This is a genomic window from Pseudoalteromonas sp. SR45-5 (assembly GCF_014163565.1).
GTDB lineage: Bacteria > Pseudomonadota > Gammaproteobacteria > Enterobacterales > Alteromonadaceae > Pseudoalteromonas > Pseudoalteromonas distincta.
The window spans coordinates 1-16,407 of sequence record NZ_JACJDN010000019.1; the positions used below are offsets into that span (position 1 = coordinate 1).

The 16,407-nt window shown below is 39.0% G+C and carries 14 protein-coding genes; 2 read left to right on the forward strand and 12 right to left on the reverse strand.

The annotated features are described in order from the left end of the window. The 12 genes from H5072_RS01685 to H5072_RS01740 all read right to left on the reverse strand — a co-directional run. On the reverse strand, nucleotides 1–2,654 hold a 2,654-nt coding region (locus tag H5072_RS01685), incomplete at its 3' end, for an ExeM/NucH family extracellular endonuclease (protein ID WP_182692477.1). Nucleotides 2,655–2,781: 127 nt separating this feature from the next. Beyond that, a complete protein-coding gene (hemB, locus tag H5072_RS01690; RefSeq protein WP_024597079.1) occupies nucleotides 2,782–3,792 on the reverse strand; it encodes a porphobilinogen synthase in 1,011 nt (336 codons plus the stop codon). Nucleotides 3,793–3,804: 12 nt separating this feature from the next. Continuing rightward, entirely contained in the window at nucleotides 3,805–5,658 is a 1,854-nt protein-coding gene (locus H5072_RS01695; protein WP_182692478.1) for a diguanylate cyclase, read from the reverse strand. Next, complete coding sequence (locus H5072_RS01700; RefSeq protein WP_182692479.1) at nucleotides 5,658–6,443, reverse strand: TatD family hydrolase; 786 nt, start codon at nucleotides 6,441–6,443, stop codon at nucleotides 5,658–5,660. Before H5072_RS01700 ends, H5072_RS01695 begins: the two co-directional genes overlap by 1 nt. Next, the gene (locus tag H5072_RS01705; RefSeq protein ID WP_182692480.1) at nucleotides 6,443–6,919 is read right to left on the reverse strand and encodes a hypothetical protein; all 477 of its coding nucleotides are present in this window, start codon (nucleotides 6,917–6,919) and stop codon (nucleotides 6,443–6,445) included. The genes H5072_RS01700 and H5072_RS01705 overlap by 1 nt, the downstream gene beginning before the upstream one ends. 1 nt (nucleotide 6,920) lies before the next feature. Then, a complete protein-coding gene (gene tatC / locus H5072_RS01710) occupies nucleotides 6,921–7,661 on the reverse strand; it encodes a twin-arginine translocase subunit TatC (protein WP_004334958.1) in 741 nt (246 codons plus the stop codon). A gap of 48 nt (nucleotides 7,662–7,709) precedes the next feature. Next, on the reverse strand, nucleotides 7,710–8,042 hold the full coding sequence (gene tatB / locus H5072_RS01715) for a Sec-independent protein translocase protein TatB (protein ID WP_024597077.1): 333 nt from the start codon (nucleotides 8,040–8,042) through the stop codon (nucleotides 7,710–7,712). 5 nt (nucleotides 8,043–8,047) lie between these two features. Further along, complete coding sequence (gene tatA / locus H5072_RS01720) at nucleotides 8,048–8,296, reverse strand: Sec-independent protein translocase subunit TatA (protein ID WP_004334954.1); 249 nt, start codon at nucleotides 8,294–8,296, stop codon at nucleotides 8,048–8,050. Nucleotides 8,297–8,376: 80 nt separating this feature from the next. Further along, complete coding sequence (gene ubiB / locus H5072_RS01725; RefSeq protein WP_165744800.1) at nucleotides 8,377–9,978, reverse strand: ubiquinone biosynthesis regulatory protein kinase UbiB; 1,602 nt, start codon at nucleotides 9,976–9,978, stop codon at nucleotides 8,377–8,379. A gap of 9 nt (nucleotides 9,979–9,987) precedes the next feature. Next, a complete protein-coding gene (locus H5072_RS01730) occupies nucleotides 9,988–10,671 on the reverse strand; it encodes an SCP2 domain-containing protein (RefSeq protein WP_182692481.1) in 684 nt (227 codons plus the stop codon). Nucleotides 10,672–10,682: 11 nt separating this feature from the next. Further along, nucleotides 10,683–11,438 carry a bifunctional demethylmenaquinone methyltransferase/2-methoxy-6-polyprenyl-1,4-benzoquinol methylase UbiE gene (ubiE, locus tag H5072_RS01735; RefSeq protein ID WP_024597074.1) on the reverse strand — a complete coding sequence of 252 codons (756 nt, stop codon included), beginning with the start codon at nucleotides 11,436–11,438 and terminating at the stop codon, nucleotides 10,683–10,685. Between the two features lie 83 nt (nucleotides 11,439–11,521). Further along, a complete protein-coding gene (locus H5072_RS01740; RefSeq protein ID WP_004334947.1) occupies nucleotides 11,522–12,508 on the reverse strand; it encodes a GGDEF domain-containing protein in 987 nt (328 codons plus the stop codon). A gap of 334 nt (nucleotides 12,509–12,842) precedes the next feature. On the opposite strand from H5072_RS01740, the gene H5072_RS01745 reads away from it, so the two are divergent. After that, nucleotides 12,843–14,621 carry a DUF885 family protein gene (locus tag H5072_RS01745; protein WP_182692482.1) on the forward strand — a complete coding sequence of 593 codons (1,779 nt, stop codon included), beginning with the start codon at nucleotides 12,843–12,845 and terminating at the stop codon, nucleotides 14,619–14,621. 175 nt (nucleotides 14,622–14,796) lie between these two features. After that, on the forward strand, nucleotides 14,797–16,278 hold the full coding sequence (locus tag H5072_RS01750; RefSeq protein WP_182692483.1) for an FMN-binding glutamate synthase family protein: 1,482 nt from the start codon (nucleotides 14,797–14,799) through the stop codon (nucleotides 16,276–16,278). Nucleotides 16,279–16,407 lie beyond the last annotated feature (129 nt).

The window sequence follows — 16,407 nt, forward strand, 5'->3', positions numbered from 1 at the left end:
TCATCATCTGAGCGTAAGTTATTTACCTTAACGGCTACTTTTTCAATGTTTGATAAGTTACCAGCACTATCTTGAGCTTGTACTGTTAAAGTAATACGATTTTCGAATTCGTAATCAATCTCTCCAGCAACAATTAACTGCCCCTCATTGTTAATAGAAACGCTGTCATTATCAGATGTAATAAATTTAACAACAGGTGATTCATCGGCATTTGGATCACTAAAATCGAGCGTGCCGATAATTGTGCCAATTGCGCTGTTTTCATCGATTGCAAAAACTTGATCGGCTGCAATTACAGGTGTTTGCTCTTCAGGCGTTAAAGTAATTTCAGATTTAATGTCAATAATCACAGGGTCATGGTCTGATGCGCGGTATGCACTTTCAGAGTACAAGCTAGATTGTTGACCTTCGCTTTTAAACTCTACATTGTAATCAAGTGAAATAGGTTCATCTGCGTTGATATGCCAATCTGTTGCAGCGACAACTTTGCTAAGTAATGATTGTGTAGCTACTGCATGGTCTAAACTTCCTGCACGACCAGAAAAGCTATAAGAATAACCAAGTGTATCACCATCAATTTCAGCAACTACATTTTTGTAGCCTTTATCATCAAATGCACGTATTGGATCTTCCATTGCGTAAGCATTCATATCGCCGACTAAAATAGTATCTTCGTCATCAACACCGGTTGGTTTGCTATCAAGCCAATCTGCGAATGCATTAGCACCTTGCGTGCGTATTTCATTCCAACAGCCTTGGCCATCACCTAAATCTGCATTATTTCCAGAAGCACTACCACAGCTTTTAGATTTAAGATGTGACACAGCAACAGTAAATACTTCATCAGTTTCTATTGATTTAAAGCTTTGTGCAATTGGAGCACGGTTACTAAAATCAAATGGAGCCTCAGTTGTAATGGCAGCAGTGCCTACTTCTTCTACTTTGTTAGCACGATAGATAAGTGCGGTAGTAATTGCATCGGTACCAATTTGATCTACGTTAAAATCAACAAATGCATAGTTGTTAGCACTATCTGCATCATTTAATGCATCTACTAAGCTAGCAATTGCACTAAATTCGCCAAAGCCATCATTCTCAATTTCCATTAAACCAACAACATCGGCCTCAATAGCGCTAATAGCACTTACAATTTTAGCTTCTTGACGAATAAATTCAGCTTCAGTATCTGCACCTCGAGATGTAGGGAACCCTCCGCCTTGGCCATCACCATTGAAGTAATTAAGTACGTTAAAGCTAGCTACACGTAAATCTGCTTCAGCATTAAGTTCAGGCGCATCTTCACGTGCATTTGTTGCAATAAACGAAGGCGCTAAAGTTGGGTGAATTCGGTAAAGACCGAAGCTATAAGCAAGTGCCCCTGTAACAGTATTAACAGTATCGCCAGTTCGTAATGTATTTTCTGCCGATAAGCCTGGAGTTGGATAAGCTGTAGGGTCTAAGTTTTGTACTGTAGAGCCATCATCTATTAAAATCTTTTTAAGTAGATTTTCAGTTTCAACTGCATTAGCAGCATCGCCAGGTAACGCAACCTGAGTACCTTGGTACAAGCGCTCTGTTGCTAATTCAACTTCACCATATCGACCAAGACCAAAGTTATTAGTCACTACTAATGGTTGCTCTAATGTGACTAACATACCTTCAAAAGCTTCTAAATCAGTTGTATTAGCTAAAGGTAAAGTGATTTTTGTAGCTGCTGCAGCTAAACCAGTGCCACACACCGCAACTTGGCTAACACTGCCAATTTGTGTTGCATCAAAATATTCTTCAACAGTACCTTGTACACGTACATGGTCGCCTACATTCACGTCAGTATCTGCAAAATATACAAATACACCTTCAGAGGTAAGTGGATTTGCATCTATATCAGCAGCCAGTGAGTTAACAAAAAAGCCTTTTAATTGTTCATCACCTTGAAAATCGGCGCTTACAACACCTTCAAGTTCTACTAATGTACCTACAAGTGGGCTAGCAGAGCCGTCACCTTGAATAGCATTTATTAGTGTTTTTTCTGCACCACAAACTAGTGGTTCAAGTGGTTCTGGCTCAGGGTCTGGCACAGGAGCGGTACCGCCGTTTCCTGTGTGTGAACCTAATCCATCAAAGGTGTCAATATCAAACTGTTCCCATTCTTCGCTAGGATCAAAAATGGCTGTCGAGTCAGTTCGGCCTGTGGTAATGCTATCTTTTCTTCGCAGCGTTTTGTTAACCGTAGTTACACCCCCTTCAGACCACTCTGAACCCGGATCAACACCAACTTGACCAAAACTATCAACAATTACACCGTCTTTAGTTAAAACAAGGGCATCATCACCGTTATAGTAGGTTACTGTGCTGGTTTCATCTGCAATATCAAGTATTGCAGCTGCTGCACTGGGGTTTGAAATAATGTAGGTGGTATTGGCGGCCAATGTTCCGGTTAAATCAATCGAGTTGCCAATCGAACTGCTACCATTTGAATAGAGTCCTAAAGTATAACCTTCAAGAGAAAGCTCCGTATCAGCATTATTATAAAGCTCGATTGCTTTATTATTACTGCTTCCCTCTATATATTCTGAAATGATTAGATCAGCGGATGCTGGTGCACTGAGACTTGCTATAACAAGTGCGAGTGGTGTTATTTTTGTTTTAAACATTTTTTTATTATTCCCGTGTATTAATCCCAAAATGGGACACCAGTTTAGAGAATAAATATGACGAAAATAATACAAAAATGTAAATGAATGTAAACAAAAGGCGGTTTAACCGCCTTTTAATAAAAAATTACTTTTTAGCTAGATATTTTGCGGCTTGCTTAGCAAAGTAGGTTAATATTCCATCGGCTCCTGCACGCTTAAATGCAAGTAAAGATTCCATTATTGTAGCCTCTTCACTTAACCAACCGTTATCAATTGCTGCTTTGTGCATTGCATACTCGCCACTTACCTGATATGCGAAAGTAGGTACACCAAATTCGTCTTTAACACGCCGTACAATATCTAAATAAGGCATACCGGGCTTTACCATAACCATATCAGCGCCTTCTTGTAAGTCTAATGCGACTTCACGTATTGCTTCATCAGAGTTTGCTGGATCCATTTGGTAAGTTTTTTTATCAGCACCTTTTAAGTTACCAGCAGAGCCTACAGCATCTCTAAATGGGCCATAGTAGCTAGATGCGTATTTAGCTGAGTAGGCCATAATTCGAGTATGAATAAACCCATCAGCTTCAAGTGCTTCGCGAATAGCGCCAATACGACCATCCATCATATCAGAAGGGGCAACAACATCAGCACCAGCTTCTGCATGGGAAAGTGCTTGTTTAACTAAAATTTCAGTAGTGACATCATTAATAACATAACCTGAATCATCAATAATACCGTCTTGGCCATGCGTAGTGAAAGGGTCAAGTGCTACATCAGTAATCACACCCAGCTCAGGAAAAGCTTCTTTTAACGCTCTTACGGTGCGTTGTGCTAAGCCATCATCGTTATATGCTTCTTCGGCAAATAATGATTTTTTATCCGCAGGCGTTACTGGAAAAATAGCAACGGCAGGTACGCCAAGTTCAACGAGTTCTTTTGCTTCAACAAGCAGTAAATCAATTGATAGGCGCTCAATACCAGGCATTGATTCAATTACCTCGCGGCGATTTTTACCATCAAGTACAAATACAGGGTAAATTAAATCATTTACGCTAAGCTGGTTTTCAGCCATTAAGCGGCGAGAAAAGTCGCTGCGGCGCATTCTGCGCATGCGAGTATATGGGAAAAGGTCTAATCCTGATTGGGCCATGTTAATATGCTCCTACTGTGGTAATGGAAAAGTAATTACTTGATTACGGCCATGCTGCTTTGCGTAATAAAGTGCTTTGTCGGCGCACTCAGTAAAAATTTGAGGGTTGCTAACATCATCAGCAATACTGGTGTATACACCAGCGCTAATAGTAAATTGAATATCATTATTGGCAACCGTTACTGTACTTACTGAGATATCAGCTCGTATTTTTTCAGCTATGTCTTGTGCGCCTTCACTAGGGGTATTAGGTAATAGCACAACAAATTCTTCACCGCCATAACGGGCAACTTCATCGAGTGGTCGTTTTAAATGGTCTTTTATAAGGTCAGACACTGCTTTAATAACTTGATCGCCAATGATATGGCCGTACGTGTCGTTGATATTTTTAAATCGATCTATATCAAGCATAACAATGCTAAGCGGCGTTTGTTCTCGACGAGAGCGACGAAGCTCCATTACCAGTTTTTTATCAAAAAAGCGTCTGTTTTTTATTCCAGTCAATGCGTCTTCAGTATTTAGTAACTCAAGTGAGCGGTTTTTTTCTTCAAGCTCTCTAAGCGTCACTTGTAATTCAAAGGTGCGCTCGTCCACCTGAGATTCAAGTTCTTGGCGAGTTTTTTCTTGTAATTTTAAGCGCTCTTTAAGTAGTGTATCTTGTGCTGTGTTTTCAGCAATCAAGGTTTGTTGAGCAATCACTTCTTCATCGCGTTGTAAAATAAATAACTTCATTACGCTGTAGCATAAGCAAAAAGTGCAACCAAAAAAGCATGCAAATACAAATGCGAGCGTACTTCTGTCAAAGGCGTATAGGCCCATTACTGCAACAGTAAAATAAAGCATTACCACCAAGAAAAAAAACAATACAAGTAATAGTGCTTTGTTTGGTTTAGAAGGCGTTAAACGCACGCACATAAACGTAGTTACAATATAAAAGCCTAAAACGATTGGAGTAGTGATTAAACAAAATAATGTAACTATGTTGTTTGGAAGTAGCCAAATAAATAATAACGAAATGGCTAAAGCGTTAACTACAACTTTTTGAATAGTTAGCAGAAGAGAGGGCCTGGGATGGCAAACTTGCTTCTGCAAAGGCAAAAACAATAAAGTGATAAGCATAAGTAATATAGGGGTCATAACTTGCTGTAATGCAGGAAAATTAGGATGAACGTACCTTAAGCCAAAACCACAAAGGTAGGCTAATACACTACCTAATGTGAGAGATATAACCCCAGCATAAACAAAATAACCTTTACGTGAAAAACCATATAAAACTATGCAACTCACACCCAAAGAAAATATAAAACCAATCAATAAGCCATAGAGTAAATTGATTTTTCCTTTGTGTGCCAAATAAGCTTCTGGTTGCCACAGTGTTAAAGGGACTCGCAAGCCTGAACTATTCGCCACTTTCATTATAATAAGCGTTTCGCTATTTGCAGGGCTGAGCAGTTTAACTAATAAAGATTCACTTTTAATTGTGCGCTTATATAAGGGGTAGGCATCACCAATTTGAGTATAAGAAAGTAATTGCGAGTTATGTAATTGATATACTTGAACGTCGTTTAGCAAAGGATTGATTAGTGACAATATTTGCTCAGTATTATAACTAAGTGTATTTTTTATTTTAAATTTTATCCATACAGGACGCTGCTCTAGTCCTAAATTAAGGGGTTTTGCTGTGTTTTTTTGCCACTGTATATGGCTACTTTGTTGTGCACTTAATAGCGACGTTGGTTCAAAAGAGTAATACAGGTTATTAATGTTTTGAGAGTTAAAATCGTGTTTTATTATTACTGGGTTTGCGAAACAGCAAAAAGTGCAAAGGAATACTAATAGGCTTAAAAGTGCCTTTGCATAGGCCATTAACGATCTTCTAAACCAAAAACACGGTGAAAGTTTTCTGTAGTTTTACGGGCCACAACTTCTTCATCTATTTGATAAAGTTGTGCAACCGTTTGACAGATATAAGGAAGCAGGGCAGGTTCATTTTTACGTGATTTAGGTTTTGGTTTAACTGTTCGTGGAATTAAAAATGGTGCATCAGTTTCTATTAATAATCGATCTAGAGGAATGCTAGGCACTAGCTGTTGTAAATCTTTTCCACGCCTTTCATCACATACCCAACCCGTTATACCAATATGTAGACCTAAATCTAAATATTGCTTTAGAGCTGCTGAGTTACCCGTAAAGCAGTGGAGTACACCGCGAATACTAAACTCTTTTAAAATACTTAGCATGTCGTCACTTGCATCACGTTCATGCAAGTAAACAGGTAAATCTAATTTCTCTGCAAGTGCTAATTGGCGCCTAAAAACACTACGCTGTACATCGCGAGGCGAAAAGTCGCGGTTATAATCAAGGCCACATTCACCAATAGCAATAACATGCTTATTATTTGCAAGTACAGTTAGTTGTGCTTCTAGTTCATTAGTGGCTGATTTTGCATCATGTGGGTGGATACCCGCCGTAGAATATTGAAGATGCTTTGTTGCAAGTTCAAGTGATTGCTGACTGCTTGCAATATCACAACCAATAATAAGCATATTTGTAACACCCGCTTCATTGGCACGGGTAAGTACATTGTGATGCTGCTCATCAAATTGATGATTAGTTAAGTTAACTCCAGCATCAATTAATGTATATGACATTACTTAGTACGTTTAACGCGAATAGAGCGGTTTTCACCGTCAATTTTAAGTAAAAATGAGTTAAAAACACCACGGCTAATTACAATCGTATCGTTCTTTTTCAAGCGCATGCTGTCAGAGCCAATTTGACGCCATTGTTGACCGTTATCTAGCGAAATAATTAACTCGCCGTAAGCAGCTTCTTCAACTGAAGCAACCATCGCTTTAATTTCAGCGTCTTTTTCTGTCTGTGATTTTTTGTACTCTAACCCAAACTCATCAGCTGTTTTTTTCACTTCTGTTGGTGTTGTGAGCGTTTTTGTTACTGATGGCTTAACCAGTGACTTACCCGCGATGGTATTATCGTAACAAAGTAAGCGGTTAAAATCGTTTTCAATAAAGCTACATGCTTGTAACGCTTGAGTATTAAACTCTGTTTGCGCAGCAAAAGTCGGTGCGCTTAATAAAACCAATAGTGAGAGTAGTTGTTTTTTCATTTTATTCCTCAGATTCTTTTTGTGGTTTAGCGGTATAAAACTTTGCTAAAATTAGACCTAGCTCAAACAGAAGAAGCATCGGAAATGCTAACAATGTTTGTGATAATACATCAGGCGGTGTTAAAAACATCGCGACTACAAAAACACCCACTACGATATAAGGGCGCTTTTCTTTTAAGCTTTTTGTTGTTGTTGCACCACTCCAGCATAGCAACATAATAGCCACTGGAATTTCGAAAGCGACGCCAAATGCAAAAAACAACTTTAATACAAATCCTAGATAACTACTTATGTCAGGTGCAAGGGTCATCATTTCGGGACCGGTACTTGTAAAAAACCCTAAAATAATTGGCAGAACTACAAAGTAACAAAAGGCTATGCCGCCATAAAATAATATTATACTTGAGGCGAGAATAGGCATGAGCATTTTCTTTTCGTGCTGATATAAACCCGGCGCTATAAACCCCCAAACTTGATGCAATATCCATGGAATCGACGCAAATAAAGCGACAAATAAAGTAAGTTTGAAAGGTGCAAAAAAGGGAGCTGTTACATCGGTTGCAATCATGGTTGCCGTACTTGGCAAATGCGAGACTAACGGCTGTGCAACAAAAGCATAAATATCATTTGCAAAATATACTATGGCAATAAAAATAACAAAAATGCTTAGTAGCGCTTTTATTAGCCGATCACGCAACTCAATTAAATGAGCTACAAACCCTGATTTTACTTCCTCAGCCATTATTTTTTATACCATGTAGTAAGTTGACCGCAAAGTGAGAAATAAATTTCACTTTTTCTCATCAAGTTGTTGGTTATTTGATGTATCAGATTGTTGTTTTTTGTAGCTGTGAGTAACTGATTCAGCCGCTTTTTGTAGCTCTGTTAGTGAGCTTTGTAACTCAGGGCTTAAATCTTTTAATTCTTGCTGTTCTGCTTTTTTAAGGTTTTCGTGCAGCTCATGGATGCGAAGCTCTTCACTTACTTCGGCTTTTACTGAGTTGGCAAGTGATTTAGCGGTTTTAACCCATTTACTCACTGTTCTAATCGCAACAGGTAAGCGCTCAGGGCCGAGCACCACTAAACCAACAATAAAAATAACAACAAGTTCCCACATGCCCATACTAATTAAACCTTATTGTTATCTTTGTTTTTTTCAGTATCGGTTGAGTTGTCAGCAGTGTTTTTTTCTGATTGTTGAATTTGCTCGGATTTCTCTTTCTCGCTCATTTGATCATCTGACATTGCTTTTTTGAAGCCCTTTACAGCGCCCCCAATATCGCCACCCATACCGCGTAGTTTTTTTGTGCCAAAAAGTAAAACTATGATCGCTAAAACAATTAATAATTGCCAAATACTAATACCACCAAAACCCATGGTTTTCTCCAATATATAAAACGGTTAAATGTTTATTTTAAATACTAATTATACGCTCACTAGCGCAAATAGCACCCAGTTTATGCGCTGCGCCATGCCGCTATAAAGCTAATAGCCGATAAGCTTATTGCAAGACTTGCAGCTATTAAATCGTGCTGTAAATAACAAAGTGTTGCCATAATCATTGTAGCACTACCAAATAAACTCAATATTAAAGGTTTATGAGATACCTTTTGTTCTTGCGGTTGAATGTGTGGTGCACGCTTTAAATTTTGATAAATTAGATCCGGTAACTCAGGCATTTTTTCAGCCCAAAATGGTAAGTTAGCATACATTTGCTTCAGTACTGATAGCGGTCCAACTTGTTGCTTTACCCAATCTTCTAAAAAGGGCTTAGCTGTTTTCCATAAGTCGAGTTGTGGGTAAAGCTGACGCCCCAATCCTTCAACGTATAATAAAGTTTTTTGTAGTAATACTAATTGCGGCTGTACCTGCATGTTAAAACGACGTGCAGTATTAAATAGATTTACGAGTACGTGCCCAAATGAAATTTCAGCCAAAGGTTTATTAAATATAGGCTCGCAAACTGTGCGAATCGCAAATTCAAATTCTTCAATGCTAGTATCTGGTGGTACCCAACCAGAATCAACGTGTAGTTGTGCAACTTGGCGATAATCACGATTAAAAAAGGCGATAAAGTTTTCAGCTAAATAGCGTTTATCTTCTTTGCTTAACGTACCAACAATACCGCAATCAATACCGATATACATTGGGTTTTCAGGGTGCTCTCGAGAGACGAAAATATTACCCGGATGCATGTCGGCATGAAAAAAGCTGTCTCTAAACACCTGCGTAAAAAACACTTCTACGCCACGCTCAGCAAGTAATTTCATATTAGTGTTTTGCGCCATAAGTGCATCGGTATCAGAGACGGGTATGCCGTAAATACGCTCCATCACCAGCACATTGCTACGGCTGTAATCACTGTAAACTGCAGGGATGTATAATGAATCAGAGCCTTCAAAATTGCGTTTTAGTTGAATGCCGTTGGCACCTTCTCGCATTAAGTCGAGCTCGTCTAGGAGTGTTTTTTTATATTCTTTAACTACTTCTACAGGGCGCAGGCGTTTTGATTCGTTATGTACTTTTGCAAGTACCTTTGCGAGCTTTTCCATTAACGCTAAATCGGCATTAATTTGCTCGTAAATATTGGGTCTAATAACCTTAATTACGACATCTTGCTCAATACTCTGCTCATCAATAAGTTTTGCTGTATGTACTTGCGCTATAGATGCAGAAGCTAGTGGAGTTTGTGAAAACTCACTAAATAATTCACTTATATCGTTAATTTCGAGCGCTTTTTCTATTATTTTTTGTGCAAGTTCGCCTTCAAATGGTTGAACTTGATCTTGCAAAAACGCAAGCTCTAAAGCGATATCATGAGGGAGTAAATCACGACGAGTAGAGAGCATTTGACCAAATTTGATCCAAACAGGACCCAGCTCTTGCAATGCTAAACGTAAACGAAGCCCTGCCGGTTTTTCTTTGTGCTGATTACGCAGCCAAAATAAACTGCCACGGGCTACTTTACCAAACCAAGGCACTTTATGCTTTGGAATTAGCTCGTCTAGTCCATAGCTAAGTAACGTTTTGGTGATGTTATACAAACGTGCAGTCGACACAAAAAATCCTTAGCGGGTGTTTGAAGGTAAAAAAGAGTTTAAGAGGGCGTTAATGCGTTGCTCAACAGCAGCGACTTGTCCTTTGAGTTCTCTATTTTTTTGTTTAAATTGCTCAAGTTCTAATGGATGAATAGTAATTGCGAGCTCATCTTGGCATAAACTTGTAAGCATGTTACTTATTTTAGTATTGGTTTTGCTGCTCTTTTGTTTTAGTTCTTTTAAGTGCAGGTATAACTGCTGAGCGGGGGCATCGCCAATGTATTTAGAAAGTTGTTCAGGCCAATCAATATCAATACCTGAAAATGCATTGCTATAAGTTTGCGCAATATTTAAATCGCCTTGTAAATCGAGCTTATCTTGGCGAATTAACTGGGTAAGCATTGCAGGGTTTTTGAGCGCTAAAAGTGTGTCTATATCTGCGCTGATCATACAATCTGCGTTTTCGTTACTTTGGGCACTGTATAAGTGTAATTGATCAGCACTATAAACGAGTTGGATGCTTTGTTGCCAATCTCTTATTTCAACCACTAAGCGCTTATGTTTAACGGCGTTTAGCTTTTGAGATAATTGTGGGTCAAGGCTAAGCGCTTGATTTAGTACACGCTCAATAAGCGAGAGTACAAAATTAGGTAACATAAAAAACTCAGATGACATTGCACCTTTATTGTTTTTTGTTATTTTTTCAAGCGCCATAACTGCTAGCCTTAATATTTAAAACCACGATGCAGTGCAACAATTCCGCCTGTGAGGTTTTGGTATGTTGTTTGTTCAAAGCCTGCATCTTCCATCATCGCTTTTAATGTGTCTTGATCTGGATGCATACGAATAGACTCAGCTAAATACTTGTACGATTCACTGTCGTTAGCAACTAGCTTACCCATTGTTGGCAATAAATTAAATGAGTAAAAATCGTAAGCTTTACTAAGTACGTCATGCTCTGGTTTTGAAAACTCTAAAACAAGTAATCTGCCACCTGGCTTTAAAATACGGTACATAGAGCGTAATGCTTTGTCTTTATCGGTAACGTTACGTAAGCCAAAGGCAATAGTGATCACATCAAAGCTATTATCTGGAAATGGCAGCATTTCTGCATTCATTTGTACGTAGTCAATATTGCCTACTAAGCCAAGATTGTGTAGTTTTTCACGACCAACCTTAAGCATAGATGAATTTATATCGCCCAAAACAACTTGACCGGTCTCGCCAACTAATTGGCTAAATTTTGCCGTTAAGTCGCCAGTGCCGCCGGCTAAATCGAGTACATGATGGCCTTTACGAACACCTGAGCTTGCAATAGTTTGACGTTTCCATAAACGATGCACACCAAAAGACATTAAATCATTCATTACATCGTATTTTGCAGCTACTGAGTGAAATACATCAGCAACCATAGAAGCTTTATCGCCCTCGGCTACTGTTTTATAACCAAAATGCGTGGTCTTTTGTTCGGTTTCGTTCATGACTAATCTCTATCGTGACAATAGAGGTTAGTGTACTTTATTGTACGCAGTAGGTGCAATTTGAATATGATTTATCAGGTAATTTATTGCCCTGCAGTGTAGCTACTTTGCCCTAATGACCGCGCTTTAAAAGCCGCATGAGACGCTTTTTTAGCTAACTGGTTAAAATCATCTTCTTGTAGATGTTGAGCAATCCCTAGAGATAAGCCAATACTAGGTAACTTAATCCCTGTTTTTGAACTAACAAAGCGAAGCTTTTCGACTCCATTTCGGACTTTTTCAGCTATAACATTGGCTGTTTCTGGGTCTATATCGGCGAGTAAAACAGTAAATTGATCTTTAGCTGTGCGGCCAGGCAAGCCACTTTGAAAAACATATTTTTGCACTTGTTTAGCTACTTTATTCAAAATAACTTCACCAATTATATCACCGTAATTTTCAGTAAAGTGATCAAGGTTATCTATTTGAATCGCAATGGCGCAAATAGACTTTTTTTGATTAGTCCATACTTGAGTTTGTTGCGTTAAATAATGGCGTTTATAAAGCCCTGTTTGGCTATCAATAATATGTTGTTTACGAAGTTGATTTAGCTGCTTTTTTGTTTTTTCGTGTAGTTGTTTGGCTTTACTTAGTTCTTGCTTAAATTGCTTGTGTTGATTTAGTAATTCGGCGGTTTGATTATGAAGTACTTCAAGCGCTTGACGGCTTTGTTCTATGTTGTTCTCATCTAGTGAATGTACGCATTCGCTCACCTGACCCGCAAAGCGAATTATCTGTTTTTCAGTAGCTTGAGAGTTTTGAGAAAGTGAACTTATAACACCATCAACATTTTGAATCATGTTGACTTGCTCTGTGTGACCGGTATTCAAAAATTCAGCATGGAGCTGTTCAATTAAAACACTGTCTATATTATCTTCAACCGCAATAGCGCGGTCTAAGGCTTTGTTCAGCTCAAGGTTAGTTTGGCTAGTATAGGTATAAACAACTTGATAATTGAGCGGCGTAGGAGAAAGTGCATAGCGCTCTAAAAACACACACACTTTAGTCATCTTCTCTTGTGCAATAGCCATGGAATCATGGAACATCATTTTAAATACCAACTAAGTACGCATAAGTGCAAATTTTAAAATATCTCATTCCATGAGGCGGTTATGCGTCCGAGCTTTTTATTATTTTTTTATACAGTAATCATTATCCGCGCTATTTAAAAGCAAAAACGATAGTTAGGGAACTTAAATTTTACTTTAGCAGCCCAATCGCTGTTTTTCTCATCAATTCGGCTGGTTTTTACTTCTGTTAACGTATGTAGCATTATTTCAATATGCTAGTTTGTCTCATTTACTTGCTATTTCTTTAGCCTACGATAGTTTTATGCAATCTATTGCATCATCAAGTTAAATAATAATGAATCTTTTTTTACCAAAAACGCTTCGCCAAACGCTTCTTGGCATAACTGCTTTATGTTCGTTAAGTGCATGTCAAATAACCACACCCAATGCGGATGAGCAGTTTACTCAAGTAGCACAATCTATTGTTCAATATAGAGAAAGTATAAATCCTTATAGCAGTTCAAAAGGGGTTGATGGCTATTTACTTGCCAATTTATCGCCAGAATTTTTAGCAAAGCAGTACAAAAGTAATACTCAATTATTAGCAGACTTAGATGCCGTAGATGCAACTAAGCTTAGTGACGAAAACCAAATTAACTTAAGTATTATTCGTGCTCAGGTGCAAAATAGCGTTGACGAATATGTGTTTAATGCGCATTACATGCCGCTTACATCTGAGTATGGTTTTCACTCCGGTCTGTCGTACATCGTTAACAGTTCTCAATATAAAAAAGAGCAAGATTTAGAGACATACCTTGCACGTTTAGCACAAATCCCCCGCTTTTTTGGGCAAAATATATATTGGATGAAAAAAGGGCTCGAAACAGGTCTCACCCAACCAAAAGCAGTGTTAGAAGGATACGAAGACTCCATAAGTACTTATATTGTTGATGATGTAACTCAATCAGAATTTTATAAACCGTTTTTAGCTAACACTGCCAGTTTAAGTGAGAGTGACTTTTATGCACTTCAACAGCGAGCTAAAGTTGTTTTAAAAAATAAAGTAATACCAGCATATAAAAGCTACTTAACGTTTTTTACTGAGCAATACCAACCGGGCGCCCGCACAAGTATTGGTATTTCAGAAACCCCTAATGGCAAAGCTTTTTATAAAAACCGTGCTAAGCATTACACTACTACCGACATGACACCAAAAGAGATCCACGAGCTAGGCTTAAAAGAAGTTGCTCGCATTCGAGGTGAAATGGAAGCTGTAATAAAAGAAGTTGGTTTTAAAGGCTCATTTGCTGAGTTTATTCACTTTTTACGTACCGACCCACAGTTTTACGCAACAACACCTGAGCAACTTTTGAAAGAAGCATCTTACATTGCTAAAAAAATGGATGCACAGCTGCCTAAGTTATTTCATACCTTACCGCGCAAACCTTATGGCGTGGCACCGGTACCCGCAAGTATTGCCCCTAAATACACAACAGGTCGGTATTCTGGCTCTAATCGAGATGATGAAGCTGGATACTACTGGGTAAATACTTACGCTTTAGATAAGCGCCCTTTGTATGTTTTAGAAGCATTAACATTGCACGAAGCAGTGCCAGGTCATCATTTACAAATATCACTTAATGCAGAGCTTGAAAATTTGCCGAGCTATCGTCGTGATGCTTACCTTTCGGCATTTGGCGAAGGTTGGGGGCTTTACTCTGAATATTTAGGTTTAGAGGCAGGCTTTTATCAAGACCCATATAGCCGTTTTGGTCGCTTAACTTATGAAATGTGGCGAGCAGCACGTTTGGTTGTTGATACAGGGATGCACATGTATGGCTGGAGCCGCGAGCGAGCTATGAACTTTATGAGCGAGAACACCGCGCTTTCGCTGCATAATGTTAAAACAGAAACTGACCGTTATATATCTTGGCCAGCTCAGGCACTGTCATACAAAATTGGTGAGTTAACTATTAAACGTTTACGTGTTGAAGCAGAGCAAGCGCTTGGACCAAATTTTGATATTCGCGAATTTCACCATCAGGTTCTTCGCCATGGTTCAGTGCCCTTGTCAGTATTAGAAACACAGGTACGTTTATATATAAAAAATGAGTTAACTAAGCTGCAAAATTAGCTTTGTAGGGCTTATAAACCTTGAACAAACAAAGGTGTTGTGTCATTTTGACCGCAACACCTTTTTTATACCACAGACCTAGTAATGTAATTTATTTTAGCGACTCCAATCGTCAAAATATTCACATACTACGCAATAGGTATTATCTAAAAATATAGCCATCAAGGGGCCTTAGATGAGCAATTTCATTATGTTTAGTATTGACGTATTTGCGAGTATTTTTATTATCGCACTTGGGTTAATTGTGCTTACTGTTATTATTTTTTACTTTCGCGATATAACACAAACAAAACATGCTATTAGGCGTAACTACCCAGTAATTGGCCGCTTTCGATATTTTTTTGAGCGCCAAGGTGAATTTTTCAGACAATACTTTTTTGCTCTCGATCGAGAAGAAATGCCATTTAACCGCGCTGAGCGCAGTTGGGTTTACCGTGCAGCAAAAGATGTCGATCGCACCGCTGCATTTGGTTCAACACAAAGCTTAGAAGTGACGGGTACGGTTATGTTTATGAACTGTGCTTTTCCTACTTTAGATGAAGAAGCACTCGACCCGAGTAATGTTACTTTAGGTCCGTATTGTAAAACACCTTACACCACTAATTCGTTATTTAATGTGTCGGGCATGAGCTTTGGTGCGCTTTCAAAGCCTGCTGTGCGCGCTTTATCAAAAGGTGCTAAATTAGCGGGTTGCTGGATGAACACAGGTGAAGGGGGCTTAAGCCCTTACCACCTTGAAGGTGGCGCCGATCTGGTATTTCAAATTGGTACAGCTAAATATGGTGCCCGAGACGAGCATGGAAACTTAAGCACCGAAAAACTTAAAGAAATAGCAGCTCACGAACAAGTCAAAATGTTCGAGCTAAAAATGAGCCAAGGTGCAAAACCAGGTAAAGGCGGTATGTTACCAGGGCGCAAAGTTAACGCCGAAATAGCTAAAATTAGGGGTATTCCAGAAGGGCAAGATTCGATTAGCCCAAATGGACACCCTGAAATTAAAAACCCAGCCGATATTCTCGATATGATTGCCACTGTGCGTAATGCCACAGGAAAGCCAACAGGCTTTAAAGTCGTTATTGGTGATTACACCTGGTTAGAAACGTTATTTGCAGAAATAAATCATCGTGGCATTGAGTCGGCACCCGATTTTATAACAATTGATAGTGCTGATGGTGGTACGGGGGCTGCACCGCAGCCGCTTATGGATTCGGTGGGTTTACCTCTTCGCGAAAGCTTGCCGCTTGTAGTTAATATGCTTGAAAAGCACGGGCTTCGAGATCGCGTGAAAATTATTGCATCGGGTAAATTAATCGTACCTTCAAAGGTTGCTTGGGCATTGGCGCTCGGTGCTGATTTTGTTGTATCGGCTCGTGGTCATATGTTTGCACTGGGCTGTATTCAGGCAATGCAATGTAATAAAGATACCTGTCCAACCGGGATCACTACGCATAACGAGCGTTTGCAACGCGGCTTAAATGTAGCTGATAAAGCGCAACGAGTAGCTAACTATAATAAATACATTCATTACGGAGCCGGTTTAATTGCTCACTCATGCGGTGTAACAAGTGCACGAGAGTTGGCTCGTAAGCATGTACGTATAGTGCAAGAAAGTGGGCTTTCAGAGCCGCTTGATAAGATTTATGAAAACTACAAGTAAGCTTTAACTAACTAGAAGGCGCTTATAGCTGTCTCTTATACACAAATCCCTGCTAAGAAATTAGCGGGGATTTTTTTGAACTAAATCTCAATGTCATGATCAGATCTTCAAATCTTGTTTGAGGGCACA